This window comes from Psychrobacter sp., from assembly GCF_041554015.1.
Classification (GTDB): domain Bacteria; phylum Pseudomonadota; class Gammaproteobacteria; order Pseudomonadales; family Moraxellaceae; genus Psychrobacter.
On the sequence record NZ_JBFFMS010000015.1, the window covers coordinates 1 to 18,377 of the forward strand.

Sequence of the window (18,377 nt, forward strand, 5' to 3'; positions counted from 1 at the left end):
AAAAAAAGGGACAGTAGCGTGACTGTCCCTTTTATCATAGTGCGGTAGGCTTACTTTATTATAAAAGTAAAAAATTAGCTAGCAGGTACATCAAAGTAATTTAGATCAAAGTTCATCATCGGGTCACTGCCAGCTTGTACCATCTGTGCATGGGCTACGATACGTGGCAAGATACGACCAACGAAATAATCGGCAAGCTTGGCTTTATTGGTGTAAAAATCGCCTTCTTTACCGTTAGCTGCTTCGACCATCAAGGCAAACATATATGAGTAGGCGAGGTAACCAAAGGCATGCATATAGTCAACCGCGCAGCCATTGATTTCATTCTTACGCTCACCAATATTGCTAAGCACGGTCGCGGTTAGCGCTTCGATGGTATCTGCAGCATTTAATGTTGCTTGCTTGATACCATGGTCCGCTTGCATATTATTGACAAAATCACGAATCTCACCTAAAAAATGAGTGACGTATCTGCCATTGTTTTTTGTAACTTTACGGCCTAATAAATCAAGTGCTTGAATACCGTTGGTGCCTTCATAAATCTGCGCAATACGGGTATCACGAACGATTTGCTCCATACCCCATTCGCGGATATAGCCGTGACCACCAAATACTTGCTGGCAATCAATAGTCGCCTCTAACGCTTTGTCGGTCAAGAACGCTTTAGCTACTGGCGTCAGTAATGCAACACGTGCCGCAGCAGCTTGAGCGGCCTCTGGATCGGTACTAAATTTCTCTTCATCAAGGTTTTTGGCCACGTACATGGCAAAGCAACGTGATGCTTCAGTGTTGGCTTTAGCATTTAACAGCATGCGGCGTACATCGGCATGATGAATGATGGCATCGGCAGGTTTTTCTGGGCTTTGAAGCTGGGTGTCACTACGGCCTTGACCACGGTCATTAGCATATAAAGCAGCGTTTTGGTAAGCAAGCTCTGAACCACCAAGGCCTTGTAAGCCCATGGTGACACGCTCGTAGTTCATCATAATAAACATTGACGACAAGCCGGTGTTTTCTGCGCCAACCATCCAGCCTTTGGCGTTGTCAAAGTTCATGACACAAGTAGCAGAGGCTTTGATGCCCATTTTGTGCTCGATAGAGCCAACCGCTAAAGTGTTGCGTTCGCCTAAGCTGCCATCAGCGTTGACCAAGAATTTTGGTACCACAAATAGTGAAATACCTTTTGAGCCTTCTGGTGCATTCGGGGTTTTTGCGAGTACCAAATGAATGATGTTTTCGGTTAGGTCATGCTCACCGCCGGTGATAAAGATTTTGGTACCAGAGATATCATAGCTACCATCATCATTAGGCACCGCTTTGGTTTTGATGATACCCAAGTCAGTACCAGCATGCGGCTCAGTCAAGCACATGGTGCCCGACCATTCGCCGTTATACATTTTCTCTAAGTAAGTTTGTTTTTGCTCTTCAGAGGCTGCGGCATTTAAGCAAAGCGTCGCGCCAACGGTTAGGTTAGGGTAGAGGGCAAATGATTGATTGGCAGTGAATACCATCTCTTCAGTCAGCATGGTGACCATTTTTGGGAAACCTTGACCGCCGTATTCAGCATTACCACTTAAGCCAACCCAGCCTGATTCTGCATACTGCTTATACGCTTCTTTAAAACCAGTCGGAGTCGTGACAACGCCATCACCTTCAAAGGTTGCGCCTTCTTCGTCACCGCTGCGGTTGATTGGCAAGAGAATGTTTTTTGACAGTTTTGCAATTTCTTCTAAGATAATATCGACGGTTTCCATATCGACATGAGCTAATTTTTCGTTATTTTGCCAAAATTTAGGCGCGTTAAATACATCATTTAGGATAAAACGCATGTCATTTAGAGGGGCATTATAAACAGCCATAAACATTCCTTTGGTTCACATAAATAAAATTAAAGTTGTTAAAATATCAATTGTTCTTCTGGTCTAACCTTAGCAGTTAATCAGCAAAGTTTAGCAAATAAGCTTGCGCACGGGTGTGTTTCTTCGTGAATTGTGCGTACACCAAAAATATTGATAAAGAATAGCCTTTATAAAAAGAAAGATAGATTTTTATAAAGAGTTAAATATTTGAAATTGTTGACTCGACTCATTATACATTTTAATAACGCCAAGAAAATCGGCAACATACCTGAGTATGTTGCCGATAAAAATACAGTAGTAATGTTTAATGTCTACTTAAAACGCAAACTGATCAACATCCATGCTCATGTATGGCTCAACACCAGTGCTGATACGCTGTACGTGAGTGGTGGTACGTGGCAATAGCTTGGCAAAATAGAACTGCGCCGTTTTTACTTTGGCGTCGTAGAAAGCTTGTTCGCTGCTACCATTAGCAAGCTCAGTTTGCGCGACTAATGCCATACGAGCCCATAAGTAGGCAAGTGTCACATAACCGCTAAAATACATATAATCAACCGCCGCGCCGCCGACCGCATCTGGATTTTCAGTCGCTTGCATGCCGATACGAGCGGTCAAATCGCCCCATTCTTTGACGTGTTTGGCAAGTGGGCGGATAAACTGACCCATCGCGTCGTTTTCTTTATTTTCTTCACAAAATGTCTGGATGATCTTGACGAAGTTTGCAAGCAGTTTGCCTTGTGAGCCAAGTACTTTACGGCCTAGTAGGTCAAGCGCTTGGATTTCAGTGGTACCTTCGTACAAGCAAGCGATACGCGTGTCGCGAACATTTTGCTCCATGCCCCATTCGCTGATAAAGCCATGACCACCATACACCTGTACGCCATGATTTGCCGCTTCTAGACCTGTTTCAGTCAAGAATGCTTTAGCAATCGGTGTAAGTAGTGACAGCATTTGGTCAGCAAATTTCAGCTCATCGCCTTCGCCTTTTGCCACAGTATCAGCAAAATGTGAGAGGTAATAGACCAAAGCACGGCCACCTTCAGCAAAGGCTTTTTCGGTCAATAGCATGTTACGAACGGCTGGATGTACAATGATAGGGTCAGCGACTTTTTCTGGCGCTTTGGCACCCGATAGTGAACGCATTGCTAAGCGGTCTTTGGCATACATTAATGAGCCTTGGAACGCATATTCTGCTGCGGTTAAACCTTGAACTGCAGTACCGATACGAGCGACGTTCATAAAGGTAAACATACACTGTAGACCACGGTTTTCTGGGCCAATGAGATAACCTGTTGCGCCATCGAAGTTCATCACGCAAGTCGCTGAGGCCTTGATACCCATTTTGTGCTCGATAGAACCACAAACAACATTGTTATTTTCGCCTAAGCTGCCGTCTTTATTGACCATTATTTTAGGGACAATAAACAGCGAGATGCCTTTGGTGCCAGCAGGCGCACCTGGTAGACGGGCTAAACAGATATGGATAATGTTATCTGTTAAATCATGCTCACCGGCTGAGATAAAGATTTTCTGACCGGTAATGCTATAAGTGCCGTCATCATTAGGTTCAGCTTTGGTGCGGATAATACCCAAATCAGAGCCTGCATGGGCTTCAGTCAAACACATGGTACCTGACCATTCGCCGCTGACCATTTTTTCTAGGTAAGTTTGTTTTTGCTCATCCGTACCATGGTGTTCGATGGTTTGGATGGCGCCATGCGATAGGCCAGGGTACATAGAGAATGACCAGTTCGCGGTACCAACCATCTCATTGATGACCGTTGACAATGAGAACGGCATGTTTTGACCACCGAATGCTTCTTCAGCAGACAAGGCTGGGAAGCCAAGCTCACAGTATTGCTTATATGCTTCTTTAAAGCCTTTTGGCGTGGTGACTTGACCATTGTTAAATTGGCAGCCTTCAGCATCACCGCTTTGATTTAATGGTGACAGCTCATTTTCAGCAAAGCTTGCCGCCATCTCAAACAGGCTATCCATCAATTCACGATCCGCTTCTTGGAACGCAGGCAAGGTTTTATAGTGACTTTCGCTATCAAGTAACTCATGCATCACGAATTGGATATCACGTAAGGGCGCTTTATATTGCATAACTTCCTGTCCTTTTGAGAATATAGCCAATAATCATCAAGGTTAGACGCATGATTGCACCGTTATTTGGTGCGCAAGTCTGGCCCATATGAATCTAACGAGCCCAAATAAATGCTAGGCAATCATGCAGATTGATGAGGTTGTCGGCTATATAAAATAGTATTGAAAAGAGTGGCGATGGTCAGAGTAAGCTTGAAACTTAATAAGCTCTAACAAATTCACTATAAAAGATAGGCTTTCATAGGCGATTATACAAGTTTGGTGATAGCACTGATAAGTCATCAACCTGTCTTGCATCCTATGTACAATATAGCTTACATACGAAGAATATCTAGCGATGGGGTAGCGGAACGTTATAAAGGTATCTTAGACAGGCTCCCTAATGACCGGTTTTTTTAGACGCATGTTGTTTCATTAACATGTTGGTTGCAACTTCAGCAGACATGGGTTTACCAAACCAGTAGCCTTGACCATACTGGCAGCCCATCGCCAATAAAAAATCGCGCTGCTGCTCGTTTTCGATACCCTCGGCAATAACCTGCATGTCAAGTGCCTTTGCCAATGTCAAAATCGCTTGGACAATAGCGCGCTGGGTTTTATCTGCGGTGATTTTTGAGATAAAACTTTTATCGATTTTTATAAAATCAAACGGGTATTCTTGCAGATAGCTCAAAGAAGCGTACCCAGTACCAAAATCATCTAAAGCCAAACAAACCCCAAGCTCTTTGAGCATATCAAGGCGCTTTCTTACATTGTCATGGCGCTTCATCAAAGAAGACTCTGTCACCTCGATATGTAGTTGATGCGGTGCAATCTGATGCTGCATCAGTAGGTTACTGACCAAATCAAAAAACTCTGGATTGCTGAATTCTGCTGCATCGGCATTAATACAGATGTGCTGATCGAAGCCCAAATCTCGCCAAACAGCCAGTTGCTTGGCAATTTGATTTGCCATTTGTGAAAATAGCTCAAACGACAGTTTATGAGAGATGATTGCATCCATAAAATCGACGGGTCTGAGTAAACCACGGCTAGGGTGTTGCCAGCGTACCAGTGCCTCAAAACCGCTAATGACGCCCGTATCTAAAGCAAACTTTGGTTGGTAATAAGGGACGAACTGGCATGCGTTGCTAGCCGTCCTAAGCTCAGATTCCAACTGTATATCGTGTCCATTCATCTCATTACTAGATTTATGATACCAACAGACATCATCGCCGCCCTGCTGTTTGACGTAATTCAAGGCTTTTTCAGCTTTGGTTAACAGGCCGATAAACTCATTGCCGTCTTCAGGGAAATAGCTGACCCCGACAGAGATATGACAATAGACTTCGGTATTTGTGGCGCCATCATCACTGATAAAAAAAGGACGCTCACACATCTGCATCAAGCTGTCTAGCTGATGGCGCACCATATTGGCATCACTACATTCAAACAGTAAAGCAAAATCGTCACCGCCAAAGTGAGAAAAACAGTGTAAACAACCAAGCTCTAGATCTTTAACACGCTGTACAAATTTTTTGATTAAGCTGTTGATGCCATCAGGGCCTAGCAAGCTTGCTAGGTTGCGATAACGGTCGATGTTAAAGCGTACCACCACCACCTCTTGATAGCTGTCTAACAACAGCTCACTGGTTTGACTCAAGAACACTTTACGGTTTGGCAGTCCAGTCAGTTGGTCGTAATTTAGCAAGTGGGCGACCTTTTTTCTGTTTTTAGCCAACGTCGCCATATTACGTATGGTACCGACATAATAATGGGTTTCTTCCAAATAGATTTTGCGATAAGTGATATGGCAATCGAGATTCTGTCCGTAGCGATTTGCCATCGAAAAATCAATCTCGCAAAATCCTGTATTGTCTAAACTATTAATCAGATTTCTCAGCACTGCCTGTTCATCTTCGGATAAAAACTCAGCCGCATAGATGCCGAGCGGGCGGCCCAGTAAAAACTTTTCCGTATAGCCAATCATCCGCTCATAGCTTGCATTGACGGATAGATAGCGCAGTTTTTTGTCCAGTATGAAGATCGCGTCTTCAAATTGCTCGCACAGTTTGACCAGTAATTGATGTTTGTCCGCCTGTGGCATTGGTGTGAACGCAGTCATAATGGACTCATAGCAGTGAAATTAAAAAATAAGCAGAGGTGGTGAAGGAGAGCAAGATGGCCACTACTGACTTAACGCATGTAGGGTCGCCAATGACGCTAAGGCAACGACGGGAGCAGTTTCGGTACGTAAGACTCTTGTGCCAATTTGCCAAGATTCAAAGTCGACGCTTTGTGCCTGCCTGCATTCCTCATCACTCAATCCGCCCTCAGGGCCTATCAGCAGCTCAATATAAGGAGACGGCTGGGTTAAGACTGCTGGCAGTGCCTTTGGCATTGCTGGTTGTCCTGCTGCCGGTACGCTCAGTTGCAGACGCAAATCTGCTGGTTGCTGTAATACTTGATAATAAGGGTCTTGGCTAAGCTCAGCCATCATAGGGCTGATCGCCAATGCTATATCACTACCTACTGGCTTATTTAACCAGTCTTCAATAGACACAGGCGCAATGATAAGGGGTGGACGGTTAAGTCCGCATTGCTCACAGGCGGCGATGGCGACTTGCTGCCAATGGGCCAATTTTTTCTCTACTTGAGCAGGTTTTAAATTAACCTCACCATGATGGCTGGTTAACAGCTGAATGGCAGTGACCCCAAGCTCAGTGGATTTTTGGATGGCATAATCCATTCGCTCGCCGCGACTCATGACCAGCCCGATTTTAGTAAATACAGACGCACTACGATCCGCATCAACATGAGCCAATAGAGTGACAGCGGCCTGTTTTTTACTGATGGTTTGTAGCTGTACCTGATACTCACCGCCGAAGCCATCAAATAACACCCCTTTATCACCAATATTGGCGCGTAACACACGGCACCAATGATGGACAATACTTTCGGTCAATTCGACGCTGGCACCAATAGGCAAGGTGCTAAGCTGAGGGTAGGTTACCGCCTTTTCATTGACAACATCCGTACCAGATTCGCTGCCAGTCGCATAAAAGAAACGTCGCAAAATTACTTATTCCTATAATGGGAGTCATGATATATCGTCACTATCTTAGCAAAATATCATTTAAGTGGGTAAATGGATTGTTATTAGCAGAATTTGTATAACTGCAATTCCCATACCAAAAAAGACTGGCGCTCCTAAGAACGCCAGTCATTCAGTGATATATTCGATAAAGGTTTATGCCGTTAAGCCAAGTGCTTCGAGTAAGCGCTTGTTTGGCTCAACCTTGTTCATGCTATAAAAATGCATGGCAGGTACGCCCTCATTGATTAGGCGCTCACATAAGCGGTAGACGACATTAAAGCCAAACTCACGAATAGCGTTACGGTCATCGCCGAAGTCAGCCAACTGTTTACGCACGTAACGTGGAATATCAGCGCCGCAGCTATCAGCAAAACGCATCAGATTGCTAGAGTTGGTAATTGGCATGATGCCAGCAACCAATGGCTGTGCAACCGTATCAATACCGCGTTTTTCTAAGGTGTCACGCAGATACAAATAGCTGTCCGCATTATAGAAAAACTGTGTGATTGATGCATTGGCGCCCGCTTGATATTTATTCACCAAGTTGTCGACATCAGACTCAAAGCTACGCGCTTGTGGATGCATCTCAGGATAGGCTGCGACCTCGATATGAAAGTGATCGCCTGAATGCTCGCGGATAAACTTAACCAAGTCTAACGCAAACGGCAGCTCGCCCATACCGACTTGACCTGACGGCAAATCGCCCCGTAATGCGACCAAGCGCTTAATACCTAAGCTTTTATAATGCTCAAGCAGTTCGGCAATTTCACTTTTGTCATCACCGATACAAGACATATGCGGCGCAATATCAGTATCACCGCGCGCGCATAATGCTTGAACAATATCTAACGTACGGCTACGGGTTGAACCGCCCGCACCATAAGTCACCGAAAAGTACGCAGGAGACAGCTTATTTAACTCATCATAAGTGCTGAGTAGTTTTTCATGACCTAGCTCGGTTTTGGCCGGGAAAAACTCAAAGGAGAAAGCAGGCTTAGTCACAGTCTGGCTCCTTTTAGTATTTATAAGCGTCAGGCTTAAATGGACCTTCAACAGGCACGCCCAAATACTCCGCTTGTTTTTCAGTCAGCTTCGTTAAGGTACCGTTAAAGCCAGCAACCATCGCAGCGGCCACTTCTTCGTCGAGCTTCTTAGGCAGTACTTTAACGTATAAGTTGTCAGTACGTGCGTCGGCTGGCAAGTCAGCGAATTTTTCTTCATACAGATACATTTGCGCCAATACTTGGTTGGCAAATGAGCCATCCATTACGCGTGATGGGTGACCAGTAGCGTTACCCAAGTTTACTAGGCGACCTTCAGCAAGCAAAATCAAATAATCGTTTTCATCATCTGAGCGGAAAATTTGATGCACTTGTGGCTTAATTTCAACCCAGCGCCAGTTGTCACGCATAAACTGCGTGTCAATTTCGGTGTCAAAGTGACCGATGTTACAAACGACGGCACCAGGTTTTAGCGCTGCTAGCATATGTCTATCGCAAACATGATAGTTACCAGTAGTAGTAACGATCATATCCGTATCTTCAAGCAAGCGCTTGTTGATGTTTTCTGCGCCGCCAGTGTTATCGCCATTGATGTACGGTGACAATACTTCAAAGCCATCCATACATGCCTGCATCGCACAGATAGGATCAACTTCTGAGACACGTACAATCATGCCTTCTTGACGTAAGCTTTGCGTAGAGCCTTTACCTACATCACCATAACCGATAACTAAAGCGCGGCGACCAGCAAGGAACATATCAGTTGCACGTTTGATAGCGTCATTTAAGCTATGACGGCAGCCATATTTATTGTCATTTTTAGACTTGGTAACCGCGTCATTGACGTTGATAGCAGGCACTTTTAGCGTACCTTTATTTAGCATCTCAACCAAACGATGCACGCCTGTAGTCGTCTCTTCTGAGATACCATGGATGCTATCAAGCATTTGGGCATAATCATTATGAATCAAAGCCGTTAAATCACCGCCATCATCCAAGATTAAATTAGCATCCCAAAGTTGACCTGATTCTTCGCCGCCAACGTGGATTTGTTGACGTAAGCACCATTCATATTCTTCTTCGGTTTCGCCTTTCCAAGCATAAACAGAGATACCAGCAGCAGCAATCGCAGCAGCAGCATGGTCTTGAGTTGAGAAGATATTACATGAAGTCCAGCGTACTTCAGCACCTAGCGCGACGAGTGTCTCGATAAGGACGGCAGTCTGAATCGTCATGTGGATACAACCAGCGATTTTCGCGCCTTTAAGCGGCTGATCGGCTTCGTAGCGACGACGCAAGCCCATAAGGGCAGGCATTTCGGCTTCGGCTAGGGTGATTTCACGGCGACCATAGTCAGCAAGGCTAATGTCAGCGACTTTATAGTCAGTGAAAAAGGGGTCGATCGTATGGGCAGATGGGGTGTTAGACACTGCGTCCATAATATGCTCCTATCAGTGGTTAAGGTATGATAAAAAGAATAAAAACGCAGGTGCCGTTATTTGCGCTGTTCATAACCAAAAATGGTAATAAACAGTTACCGAGCCTAACATAAGGACTGATTAGCATGGCTTTAAAGCTTAAATGCAATACAGATATTATGGCGCAACACCTCTCGGAGGGTGATTATTGTAATAGATGGCGGTTAATTTGTCACCTATTGGCTGATATAAATGGTAAGTCGATAAGTCATAAAAAAAGGCCATCGATTGATGACCTTGATTATTAATAATATGGTTTTTATTTTGGACTAAGTAAGTTTAGAACCAGTTATATGTTAAAGAGGTGAAAAAATTGGTGCCGTCTTGGTTATAACGTGCACCATATTGACCATAATTTTCATTGGTCGTATAGTCTTTATTAGTTATATTATTAAGACGACTGCTAAGTATCAGATTTGGATTAATATGATAATTGCCACTAATATTTAAAAGAGTGTAATTATCTAGTTCGTCATAACTTGAGCTATAACGTTTACCAACATACTCAACTTCAGCGCGTATATCCAAATTCGATAGACGATAGCCAGTATAAATTAGACCTGAATGTTCAGGGCGAAATGCAAGAAATTTGCCATCGTCACTATCTTTTGCTTGCTGATAGTCATAGCTGCCACCAAATAAGTAATCGTTTACAACCCAATCTGAGGTTAGCGATATTCCTTTAGTTTTAGCTGCATTTATGTTTGTAGCGGTACCATTGAGATAAGCAATTAAGTCATCCACTTCATTATGATAACCAGTTAGACGAGTAGACTGAAGAGTGTCATTATATTCAGCAAATATTTCATAGTTATCGCTAGTTTCAGGTTTTAGATCAGGGTCTCCGCCGTAGCCAGGGTATATTTCATTAAAGGTAGGGGCGCGAAAACCTTTGGCATAACTAGTACCGATACGTAGATTAGGATTAATATGGTAAGCACCACCTAAGTTATAAGTAGTCTGGTTGCCATATTGAGAGTTGTCATCAAAGCGCAGGTTTGCTTGTACATCGAATTGGTTACTCGCTAATACGTAACCTAAAAATGCACTCTTCACATCACGGTTATCAATCTCGTAGGAGGTACTATCGAGACTTTGATTAAGATACTCTAAGCCATAAATTCCTTGACCAACCGTTAATTTATGTTGACCCAATAAGCTAACTTGATCTTGCTTAGTATCAAAAGTACTAGGGAAGTTATCGTAGGTATCACTTTTATCGATAGAATGTCCGTACTGTAGTTTTACGGAAGATCCCGGTAGGTAGCGCCAATCAACGAAGGCTTGGGCAGAACCATTTTCTTGATCAGCATAAGCGTCTTTTAATACTGTACCAGCATCAAATTCAGTGGTCGACTTGCTATATAAAGCGCTAGCTCCTGCCAACCATTGCTCATTAATACGCTTGTTTAGGGCGATACTAAAGTTGTTACTTTCAAAGCCGTCGTCATCCGCATTATAATTACTGTTAACGGGATTAGGTGAAAGAGCGTTAAATCCATTAGTTTCGTTATGGCTTGCTGAAAGGCTTAATGCAGTGCCGTGTTCGTTAGCAAGCTGTGCACTAGCACCATAAGTATAGTGGTCGTGTGAGCCGACCCCGGCGGTAACAGAAAAGTTGCTTTTTTCTATATTAGCACCTTTAGTAAAGATTTGAATCACGCCGCCCATGGCATCTGCACCATAAATACTAGAGCCAGAAGCACCATATAAAATTTCGATACGATCAATTTGATCGGCAGGTAATAAATTAAGGTTAGCGTTACCAAGACTCGCTGAACTATAACGTATTCCATCGATAAGTACTAAAATTTGATTACTACTATACCCGCGCATATAAAAATTACTGCTTGTACCGACACCACCGTCTTGTTTGATGCTAAAACCTGGCTGACGTCTTAAGACCTCCATTATCGTTTGACCTTGGAAACGCTTTAAATCTTCTTGATCGATTACTCGAGTCTGAGCAATCACATTGCTGGTTTTGGTCGGTGTACGTGTCGCGGTCACGACGATTTTATCAAGCTCAACTTGTGGTAGTTCGCTATCGCTGATGCTAGTGTCGTCAGTCGCGGCAGTAGCGCTCATAGCAAATGCGCCAAGCGCGCTTAAAATACATAACCGCAGATAAGTGGTTGAAGATGAAGGTGATAAAACCATGTTGAATTCCAAATTAATCAAATAAAGAAGTTACAGAAGAGAAGTCTTAGCGTCTAAATATAACAAAAAGTAATAAATAGATTACATGGCGTCATTATCTACAAAAGCGCCTCATTTATAAACCATTTTCACTCAATGTTTATTCATCATAAGATGAGTATTATTCATTATCAGCTACTCTCGATTACTGTGAGTAATGAGCATACTACCTATCAATTTTTTGTTCACCAGTGATATTCTTTATCCTCATAATTGCTATTATAGTGGCAGGTTTGTCCTGTTGCGCGTCATACCATTCACAAAGCCATGAGGTTTATTTTGTCTATTAAGTATCGCCTGACTCCTATGATACCCAGCTCTGAGTTGTCTTCACTACACTCAATCATCAAAATACCATTAATAGCGATCGTATTTTTGCTTGTGATGCTGTTGAGTGTGTTATTACCCAATCAGGCATTTGCTGCTGAAGCAAGCATCCTTGGCGTAGGGGGTAGTAATGACGAGACTGCCAGCACATCGATACCTGATTCGTTCGGACGTGATACACCTCGAAATACGGTGCAAGGGTTTCTTAAAGCATTGGGTGAAAATGATTATTTGCTGGCGAGTAATTACTTAAATCTGTCTAAATCTGACAATCCCACAACCATTGTAAGACAGTTTAAGCAGGCACTGGATGCAGGCGGACGTTTTCAGCCTGATTTGCAAATTAATAATACGCCTGAAGGTAATTTGACTGACCAGCTACCGCCAAGCCAAGAAAATGTCGGGGTCATCAATGTCAGTGATAAAAGTATTCCTTTATTACTTGAAAGGGTGGTGTCAAAAGAGGGGGAGCAGTATTGGCAGTTTTCTACCGATACCCTGAGCTCAGTACCAGAGGCGATAGAGAACTATGAGCCGACGTTGGTTTCTCGCTATACTGTCGATTCGCTAGAAGGTAAAAAGCTGTTTGGTTATCAGATGGCGGATTTATTTGCAGCGTTAACCATGATTGTCAGTAGTTTTATATTGACCTATATTGCGGTATGGCTGCTGTATCATTTATTAAAAATCGTTTATCCGCGTGTCCGTGGTGTACCGCTACCATTGCCAGATAGAGTCATATTGCCATTAGCAGTCGTGATTATGGCGCTGATTTTATCTGAGGTGATGGTATACGCGGGAGTGTCAGTAACGCTGCGTGAGCCTATCAATCGTTATACAGACATTGCTTCTTGGCTTGCGACAACTTGGCTATTACTGCGAGTTATCGATGCGATATTTACACGAGCGGTCAACTTAAGCTATAAGAAAAATTATACTGAGCGTGTCTCTATTTTGGGTTTATTGCGCAAAATCGTTAAAGCACTGCTGTTGATATTCGCCACCATCGTGATTTTCGGTAATCTGGGCTTTGATCTGACGACCGGTATTGCAGCGTTGGGGGTCGGTGGTTTGGCGTTAGCGTTAGGGGCGCAAAAGACCATTGAAAACTTAGTCGGTAGTGTGGTGGTGGTCGCAGATTCGCCGGTGCGTATCGGTGATTATTGCAAATTTGGCACCTATGAAGGCACCGTCATCGATATCGGTATCCGCTCATCACGCGTGCGTACCTTGACTCGTACTATCGTCACGGTACCTAATGGTGACTTTTCATCGATGCAAATTGAAAACTTTACCTCGCGTGATATGTTCCGCTTTTTGCATCAGCTATATATCAAGCGTACCGCTGATATTGATGTGGTGTTTCAAATGGTCAAGCATTTGGATACGTTTTTGGATGAGCATGAGCTCACCAATCAAGAATGGAACCAAGTCAATATCTTAGAGCTGCGTCAAGATTGTTATATTATTCAGCTACAAGCCTATATTAATGCCACTGGTATCGTTGAGTTCTATGAAAAACAAGACATGTTATTCGTTGATCTATTAATGCAAGTTAGAAAGTATGATGTAGAGCATGCCCTGCCAACACAGCAGCTGATTGTCAAGCAACCAGAGCTTCAGTCTGAATTGGATCATGAAAGCGAGGCGATTGATAAGAAAACCGACAAACAAGAAGCTGCCGATGATAAGCCTAAATCCGTTAATGTAAGCAAAGATAGTGATGCTGTTGATACTGATACTGAAAATAAGCAGCCAGAGCCTGAACCAAAACAGACGCCAGAAAATCCTTTATCAGAAAATAGTTACAAAGCTATCCATAAAAGTAGCGCTCATACGTTGGCTAGATTGAAGTTTAAACAGGTAAAAGACAGTTTTAAATTTCCAAGAACAAAAAAATAAGGCGTAAATAACGCTCAAATCAATAACACGTTGTCTAGTCGATGCTCAATAAAATAGATGCCTTATCTGACAACGTACAACTGGTATAAATTTTTCTAGCTTGCTGTGCCTACGCCAATGGAGCCAATGGAGGCTACAAAAAATTTATGCCAGCTTTACTGTATCTTTTTTATATTGGACTGATTATAGGAGCCTATGGGGATTTTTGGCAGTCATTATTAAACCTATGAGCGGTTTTTTGATAGAAAAAAGGACTGCCAATCAGCAGTCCTTTTATGATTTATACTAAAACTTATTCGGCATCGGTCTTAGATTTCTTTAGCAAAACCAATACCGCGCCATTGCCGCCATCTTTTGGCGGGGCTGAGCAAAATGCCAATACTTCTGGCAATTGACGTAACCAACCGTTGACGCAGGTTTTTAGAATTGCTTCACTGCCTTTGCCGTGGACGATTTTTACGGATGTTTCATTGTTTTGCTTTGCTTGACTGAGCAATTGGGTCATTGCCACGCGTGCTTCTTCAATCGTGCAGCCGTGAATATCGACCGCATCATACCAACGCAATTTACCTTGTTTTAATTGGGTAAAAATTTTGTTTTGTAGGGTAGGGTTTTTATAAGATAAGTAGGCTTCACCGGCAACAGGATTTAATAGCGCTTGCATATCTGATAAACCTGCGCCCAAGTCGCTTGCTTCACCACCTTGAGCTGCAGCACGTTTCGACAGTGTCGCTGCATCGGGCTTTTTAGCTTTTGCTACATTTGCAGGCGAGCGGACATTTTTATCTTCTAACTGATTGACGCCATGCATGGCTTGCATAAACAGCACTTTATCATCATCGATATGCTCTGAGTCCATCTGCTTAACGGTTTTTTTGACTTGCTTTTGGGTCAATAGAGACACAGGCTCAGTCGGCTTACCATTGTCACCATCAACTGACGTGGTATCACGACCTTTACTCAATTGACCTTTTAGCTCTTTGAGTTGATCTTGCATTTCTTTTGAAAATAGAGAATTTGACATAATTATGAATGTATCGTTGGTTAGTGAATAAAGAGAATAAAAGCTGAAATACTCAAAGCCATGACCTACGCCATAATGGCTCTGCCGAAAATACTTAATATATTAGCTTACTTTACGCCTGTGCTGCGACGCTCGCAAGTAAGGATTGTAATGCTTGTCCGGGATGATCGGTCTTCATAAACTGCTCACCGATTAAAAAGTTCTGGATATGATGGCTTAACATCATGCGAATATCATCGCTGTTATGAATGCCACTTTCAGTCACGATAAGAGGGCGTGGCAGGCTGTCATTGGGATTAGCAGACAGCGCATCATCGATGGCAAGCTCACGTAACAAAGTGTTCTTTAAGTCGAGTGTTGTCTGCAAATCCACATCAAAGGTATTTAAATTACGGTTGTTAACACCGTAGATATTGTGCTCTGAATGTGGCAGCTGTAAGGCGCGTTCAAGCTCTTCTGCCGTATGCACCTCGATCAACACATCCATGCCAAGCTCGATGCTTAGCGCATGCAGCTCATGTACCTGTGCGTCATCAAGACAGGCCATAATGAGTAATATACAGTCTGCGCCGAGCAGATATGACTGATAGATCTGATAAACATCAATCATAAAGTCTTTACGCAATATCGGTAGGCGACAAGCGTCACGCGCTTGGATTAAATAGCTGTCATCACCTTGGAAATAATCACGATCTGTCAATACAGACAGGCAAGTTGCGCCTGCTTGCTCATATTGCTTGGCAAATTCGGCCGGCGCAAAATTGTGATTGATAATACCTTTAGAAGGCGAGGCTTTTTTAATCTCAGCAATAATACCGATATTAGCGGCGCGCAGGGCATTGGCAAACCCGCGACGCGGTTGTTTGTCCGCGGCGACTTGTGCTTGTAAGTCTTCAAGCGATAACACTGTACGAGCAGCAGCAACTTCGTCATGCTTGGTGGCAACGATACGCTGTAATACTGAAGGAATATTTGCTTGTGCTGTCGTGTTAGTGGTCATGGCGGTATCCAAATACGGTTAAAGATAAATAATCGATGAGAGTTAAATTTACAGACTGATACAGCAAGCAGTGGTTGTGAATTTGTGAATTGCTAGCTTGTCAGTTGCTGCGTATAGTGTGCCAAAGACTCAAGCTTTATTAAAGCATCCCCATTTTGGATCACTTTTTGTGCGCGGCTCACGCCGTTCGGATAATTGCTGGCAAGTCCGGCAGTATAGATCGCGGCACCTGCATTTAACGCTATCATATCACGCGCTTTTAGCACAGCGCGATCATGAGTCTCTGTACCTGATAACGCAGCCCGTATCAGCTCAAGGCTTTGCGCCGGTGAGTCTACATCTAAGCCAATTAAGGTTTGTGATTCAATACCCGCATCTTCTGGCATCATATCATAGACAGAAATCTGACCATCTTTTAATTCAGCGACGGTTGTCGAGGTTGCAAGGCTGATTTCATCCAAGCCATCTTTTGCACCAACGACCATCACATGGCGCGCGCCTAGATTTTTCATGACCTTTGCTAAAGGCTCACATAACTGCGCAGTAAAGACGCCAATGACCAAATTGGGCGTACCAGCTGGGTTGGTGAGTGGCCCCAAAATATTAAAAATCGTCCGCGACTTTAGCTCACGGCGTACCGGATTGGCATAACGCATGGCGCTATGATGATTTGGCGCAAACAAAAACCCAATACCTTGGTCCTCGATACAAGCTTGCGCTTGTTCAGGCGTCAGCGAAAGGCTGATACCCGCTTGCTCAAGTAAATCTGAGCTACCAGATTTGGTTGAAACCCCGCGGTTACCATGTTTGGCAACCTGTGCACCTGCGGCTGCGGCTACCAGCGCTGCCGCTGTTGAGACGTTAAATAAGTTCGCACCATCACCACCTGTGCCAACGATATCGACCATATAGCGACAGTCTTTTGGGGCGATATTGGCCGCTAAAGCACGCATGGCACTTGCCGAGGCGGTAATCTCATCGATGGATTCGCCCTTCATACGCAGACCGGTCAAGATAGCGCCCATCATAGCATCGCTACATCTGCCTTGCATGATGATGAGCATTACTTGATACATCTCATCAAAGGTCAGATCAATATGCTGAAAAATTCTGCCTAAAGCGGTGGTCAGTAGCGTATGAATATTCTCATCTGACAGCTGATGGATGTCTTCTGGCGTATGAGTTACATTCGAAAGTAGGGTCTGAAATGGAGCGGTGGTCATTATATTCTCACTTATTATTATTTTACATTTTTAAATAACGATTAGCCTACCTGCGGCAAATTATCGCTGTCAATCATAGCCAAATGGTGCGCCTGTAAAAAGTTATTAAGCAGCTGATAGCCTGCTTCGCTTAAAATAGATTCAGGATGAAACTGCACGCCCTCAATGGCAAAATCGCGGTGACGTATACCCATGATTTCCTCTACAGTGCCATCGTTATGCTGTGTCCAAGCCGTGACCTCAAAGCCGTCCGGTAAGCTTTGTTTGTCGATAACCAGCGAATGATAGCGGGTAAAATGGGCAGGATTGGGTAAATCCATAAACACCCCTTGGCCATTATGATAAATAGCAGATAAGCGTCCGTGCATGACCTCATTTGCTCTGACTATGTTACCGCCAAACGCCTGTCCGATGGCTTGATGACCCAAGCAGATACCCAATATCGGTATCCTCCCTTTAAAGGTATCGATCAATTCAAGTGAGATGCCAGCACTGTCCGGGGTACAGGGTCCAGGACCGATAACGATGACATCAGGCGCAAGCGCTTTTATTTGCGCAATGCTAATCTCATCATTACGACAAACAGTGATGTCCTGCTGCAACTCACCGAAGTACTGTACAATATTGTACGTAAAGCTGTCGTAATTATCGATCATCAGAATCATGAGGCTTCAACTTATTGAGATACTTGCTTTTGGTATTGATTGATAGTTAATGAATACCTTTATATGACAGTGCTTGCAGCATATGACAGCGCTTGCAGATCGCTTTCGTCACTCATTTAAGCGTAAAGGTTTTATGGCGTCGTTATCTTAACATTATTTTGTCGTCTATCAAATGTGATGATTCTATAGGTTGGCTGTTGATAGCTAGCAGTGCGTTTGATGTCGATGTCAGGTAAAAGGATATAATGCTATCGCCTAAAGTAGGTCAAAATATGTTACGTGTGCACTTTAATGGTGCATATGCACTGTATATATTCTTATTTATGCGCTTTTACAGTGCTTTTGTTGGAATTTTTGTTTAACAGGATTTATTACCAGACATGCCTCTACTATATTGGCTTCTATCAAAAATAAGTCAGGTTTTTATTTAAGCCATTGTATTTATTGCTATTATTTAAGAGATGTTAATTAAATATAGTAAAGATTACTAGGTTGGCATGGCTGTTGCATCTTT

At 43.4% G+C, this 18,377-nt stretch carries 12 protein-coding genes; 1 reads left to right on the forward strand and 11 read right to left on the reverse strand.

Annotation, left to right across the window (positions count from 1 at the left end; all coding sequences use genetic code 11):
* Positions 1 to 74 precede the first annotated feature (74 nt).
* The 7 genes from ABYU67_RS05800 to ABYU67_RS05830 all read right to left on the reverse strand — a co-directional run bounded on the left by ABYU67_RS05800 (position 75) and on the right by ABYU67_RS05830 (position 11,683).
* Positions 75 to 1,859 carry an acyl-CoA dehydrogenase C-terminal domain-containing protein gene (locus ABYU67_RS05800; RefSeq protein ID WP_372844060.1) on the reverse strand — a complete coding sequence of 595 codons (1,785 nt, stop codon included), beginning with the start codon at positions 1,857 to 1,859 and terminating at the stop codon, positions 75 to 77.
* A 315-nt stretch (positions 1,860 to 2,174) separates the two neighbouring features.
* A complete protein-coding gene (locus ABYU67_RS05805) occupies positions 2,175 to 3,968 on the reverse strand; it encodes an acyl-CoA dehydrogenase C-terminal domain-containing protein (protein ID WP_372844061.1) in 1,794 nt (597 codons plus the stop codon).
* Positions 3,969 to 4,347: 379 nt separating this feature from the next.
* Entirely contained in the window at positions 4,348 to 6,072 is a 1,725-nt protein-coding gene (locus tag ABYU67_RS05810; RefSeq protein WP_372844062.1) for an EAL domain-containing protein, read from the reverse strand.
* Positions 6,073 to 6,135: 63 nt separating this feature from the next.
* On the reverse strand, positions 6,136 to 7,023 hold the full coding sequence (locus ABYU67_RS05815; protein ID WP_372844063.1) for a 16S rRNA (uracil(1498)-N(3))-methyltransferase: 888 nt from the start codon (positions 7,021 to 7,023) through the stop codon (positions 6,136 to 6,138).
* A gap of 174 nt (positions 7,024 to 7,197) precedes the next feature.
* A complete protein-coding gene (locus ABYU67_RS05820) occupies positions 7,198 to 8,046 on the reverse strand; it encodes a methylenetetrahydrofolate reductase (RefSeq protein ID WP_372844064.1) in 849 nt (282 codons plus the stop codon).
* Between the two features lie 13 nt (positions 8,047 to 8,059).
* Positions 8,060 to 9,484: an adenosylhomocysteinase gene (gene ahcY / locus ABYU67_RS05825; protein WP_372844065.1), complete on the reverse strand. Its 1,425-nt coding sequence runs from the start codon at positions 9,482 to 9,484 to the stop codon at positions 8,060 to 8,062.
* A 318-nt stretch (positions 9,485 to 9,802) separates the two neighbouring features.
* Positions 9,803 to 11,683, reverse strand: a complete 1,881-nt coding sequence (locus ABYU67_RS05830; RefSeq protein WP_372844066.1) for a TonB-dependent receptor plug domain-containing protein — start codon at positions 11,681 to 11,683, stop codon at positions 9,803 to 9,805.
* 345 nt (positions 11,684 to 12,028) lie between these two features.
* On the opposite strand from ABYU67_RS05830, the gene ABYU67_RS05835 reads away from it, so the two are divergent.
* The gene (locus tag ABYU67_RS05835; RefSeq protein WP_372844067.1) at positions 12,029 to 13,951 is read left to right on the forward strand and encodes a mechanosensitive ion channel family protein; all 1,923 of its coding nucleotides are present in this window, start codon (positions 12,029 to 12,031) and stop codon (positions 13,949 to 13,951) included.
* A 292-nt stretch (positions 13,952 to 14,243) separates the two neighbouring features.
* Here ABYU67_RS05835 and ABYU67_RS05840 read toward each other — a convergent pair whose 3' ends face one another.
* From ABYU67_RS05840 to ABYU67_RS05855, 4 genes are all read right to left on the reverse strand, one after another.
* Positions 14,244 to 14,975 carry a Smr/MutS family protein gene (locus ABYU67_RS05840; RefSeq protein WP_372844068.1) on the reverse strand — a complete coding sequence of 244 codons (732 nt, stop codon included), beginning with the start codon at positions 14,973 to 14,975 and terminating at the stop codon, positions 14,244 to 14,246.
* A 112-nt stretch (positions 14,976 to 15,087) separates the two neighbouring features.
* The gene (trpC, locus tag ABYU67_RS05845; protein WP_372844069.1) at positions 15,088 to 15,975 is read right to left on the reverse strand and encodes an indole-3-glycerol phosphate synthase TrpC; all 888 of its coding nucleotides are present in this window, start codon (positions 15,973 to 15,975) and stop codon (positions 15,088 to 15,090) included.
* 92 nt (positions 15,976 to 16,067) lie between these two features.
* Positions 16,068 to 17,198 carry an anthranilate phosphoribosyltransferase gene (trpD, locus tag ABYU67_RS05850; protein WP_372844070.1) on the reverse strand — a complete coding sequence of 377 codons (1,131 nt, stop codon included), beginning with the start codon at positions 17,196 to 17,198 and terminating at the stop codon, positions 16,068 to 16,070.
* A gap of 41 nt (positions 17,199 to 17,239) precedes the next feature.
* Positions 17,240 to 17,863: an aminodeoxychorismate/anthranilate synthase component II gene (locus tag ABYU67_RS05855; protein ID WP_372844071.1), complete on the reverse strand. Its 624-nt coding sequence runs from the start codon at positions 17,861 to 17,863 to the stop codon at positions 17,240 to 17,242.
* Positions 17,864 to 18,377: the final 514 nt, after the last annotated feature.

Excerpts from the sequence above, each read along its gene's own strand:
- ABYU67_RS05800 (WP_372844060.1), bottom strand. The coding sequence starts at position 1,859 with ATGGCTGTTTATAATGCCCCTCTAAATGACATGCGTTTTATCCTAAAT.
- ABYU67_RS05805 (WP_372844061.1), bottom strand. The coding sequence starts at position 3,968 with ATGCAATATAAAGCGCCCTTACGTGATATCCAATTCGTGATGCATGAG.
- ABYU67_RS05810 (WP_372844062.1), bottom strand. The coding sequence starts at position 6,072 with ATGACTGCGTTCACACCAATGCCACAGGCGGACAAACATCAATTACTG.
- ahcY (WP_372844065.1), bottom strand. The coding sequence starts at position 9,484 with ATGGACGCAGTGTCTAACACCCCATCTGCCCATACGATCGACCCCTTT.
- ABYU67_RS05830 (WP_372844066.1), bottom strand. The coding sequence starts at position 11,683 with ATGGTTTTATCACCTTCATCTTCAACCACTTATCTGCGGTTATGTATT.
- ABYU67_RS05835 (WP_372844067.1), top strand. The coding sequence starts at position 12,029 with ATGATACCCAGCTCTGAGTTGTCTTCACTACACTCAATCATCAAAATA.
- ABYU67_RS05840 (WP_372844068.1), bottom strand. The coding sequence starts at position 14,975 with ATGTCAAATTCTCTATTTTCAAAAGAAATGCAAGATCAACTCAAAGAG.
- trpC (WP_372844069.1), bottom strand. The coding sequence starts at position 15,975 with ATGACCACTAACACGACAGCACAAGCAAATATTCCTTCAGTATTACAG.
- trpD (WP_372844070.1), bottom strand. The coding sequence starts at position 17,198 with ATGACCACCGCTCCATTTCAGACCCTACTTTCGAATGTAACTCATACG.
- ABYU67_RS05855 (WP_372844071.1), bottom strand. The coding sequence starts at position 17,863 with ATGATTCTGATGATCGATAATTACGACAGCTTTACGTACAATATTGTA.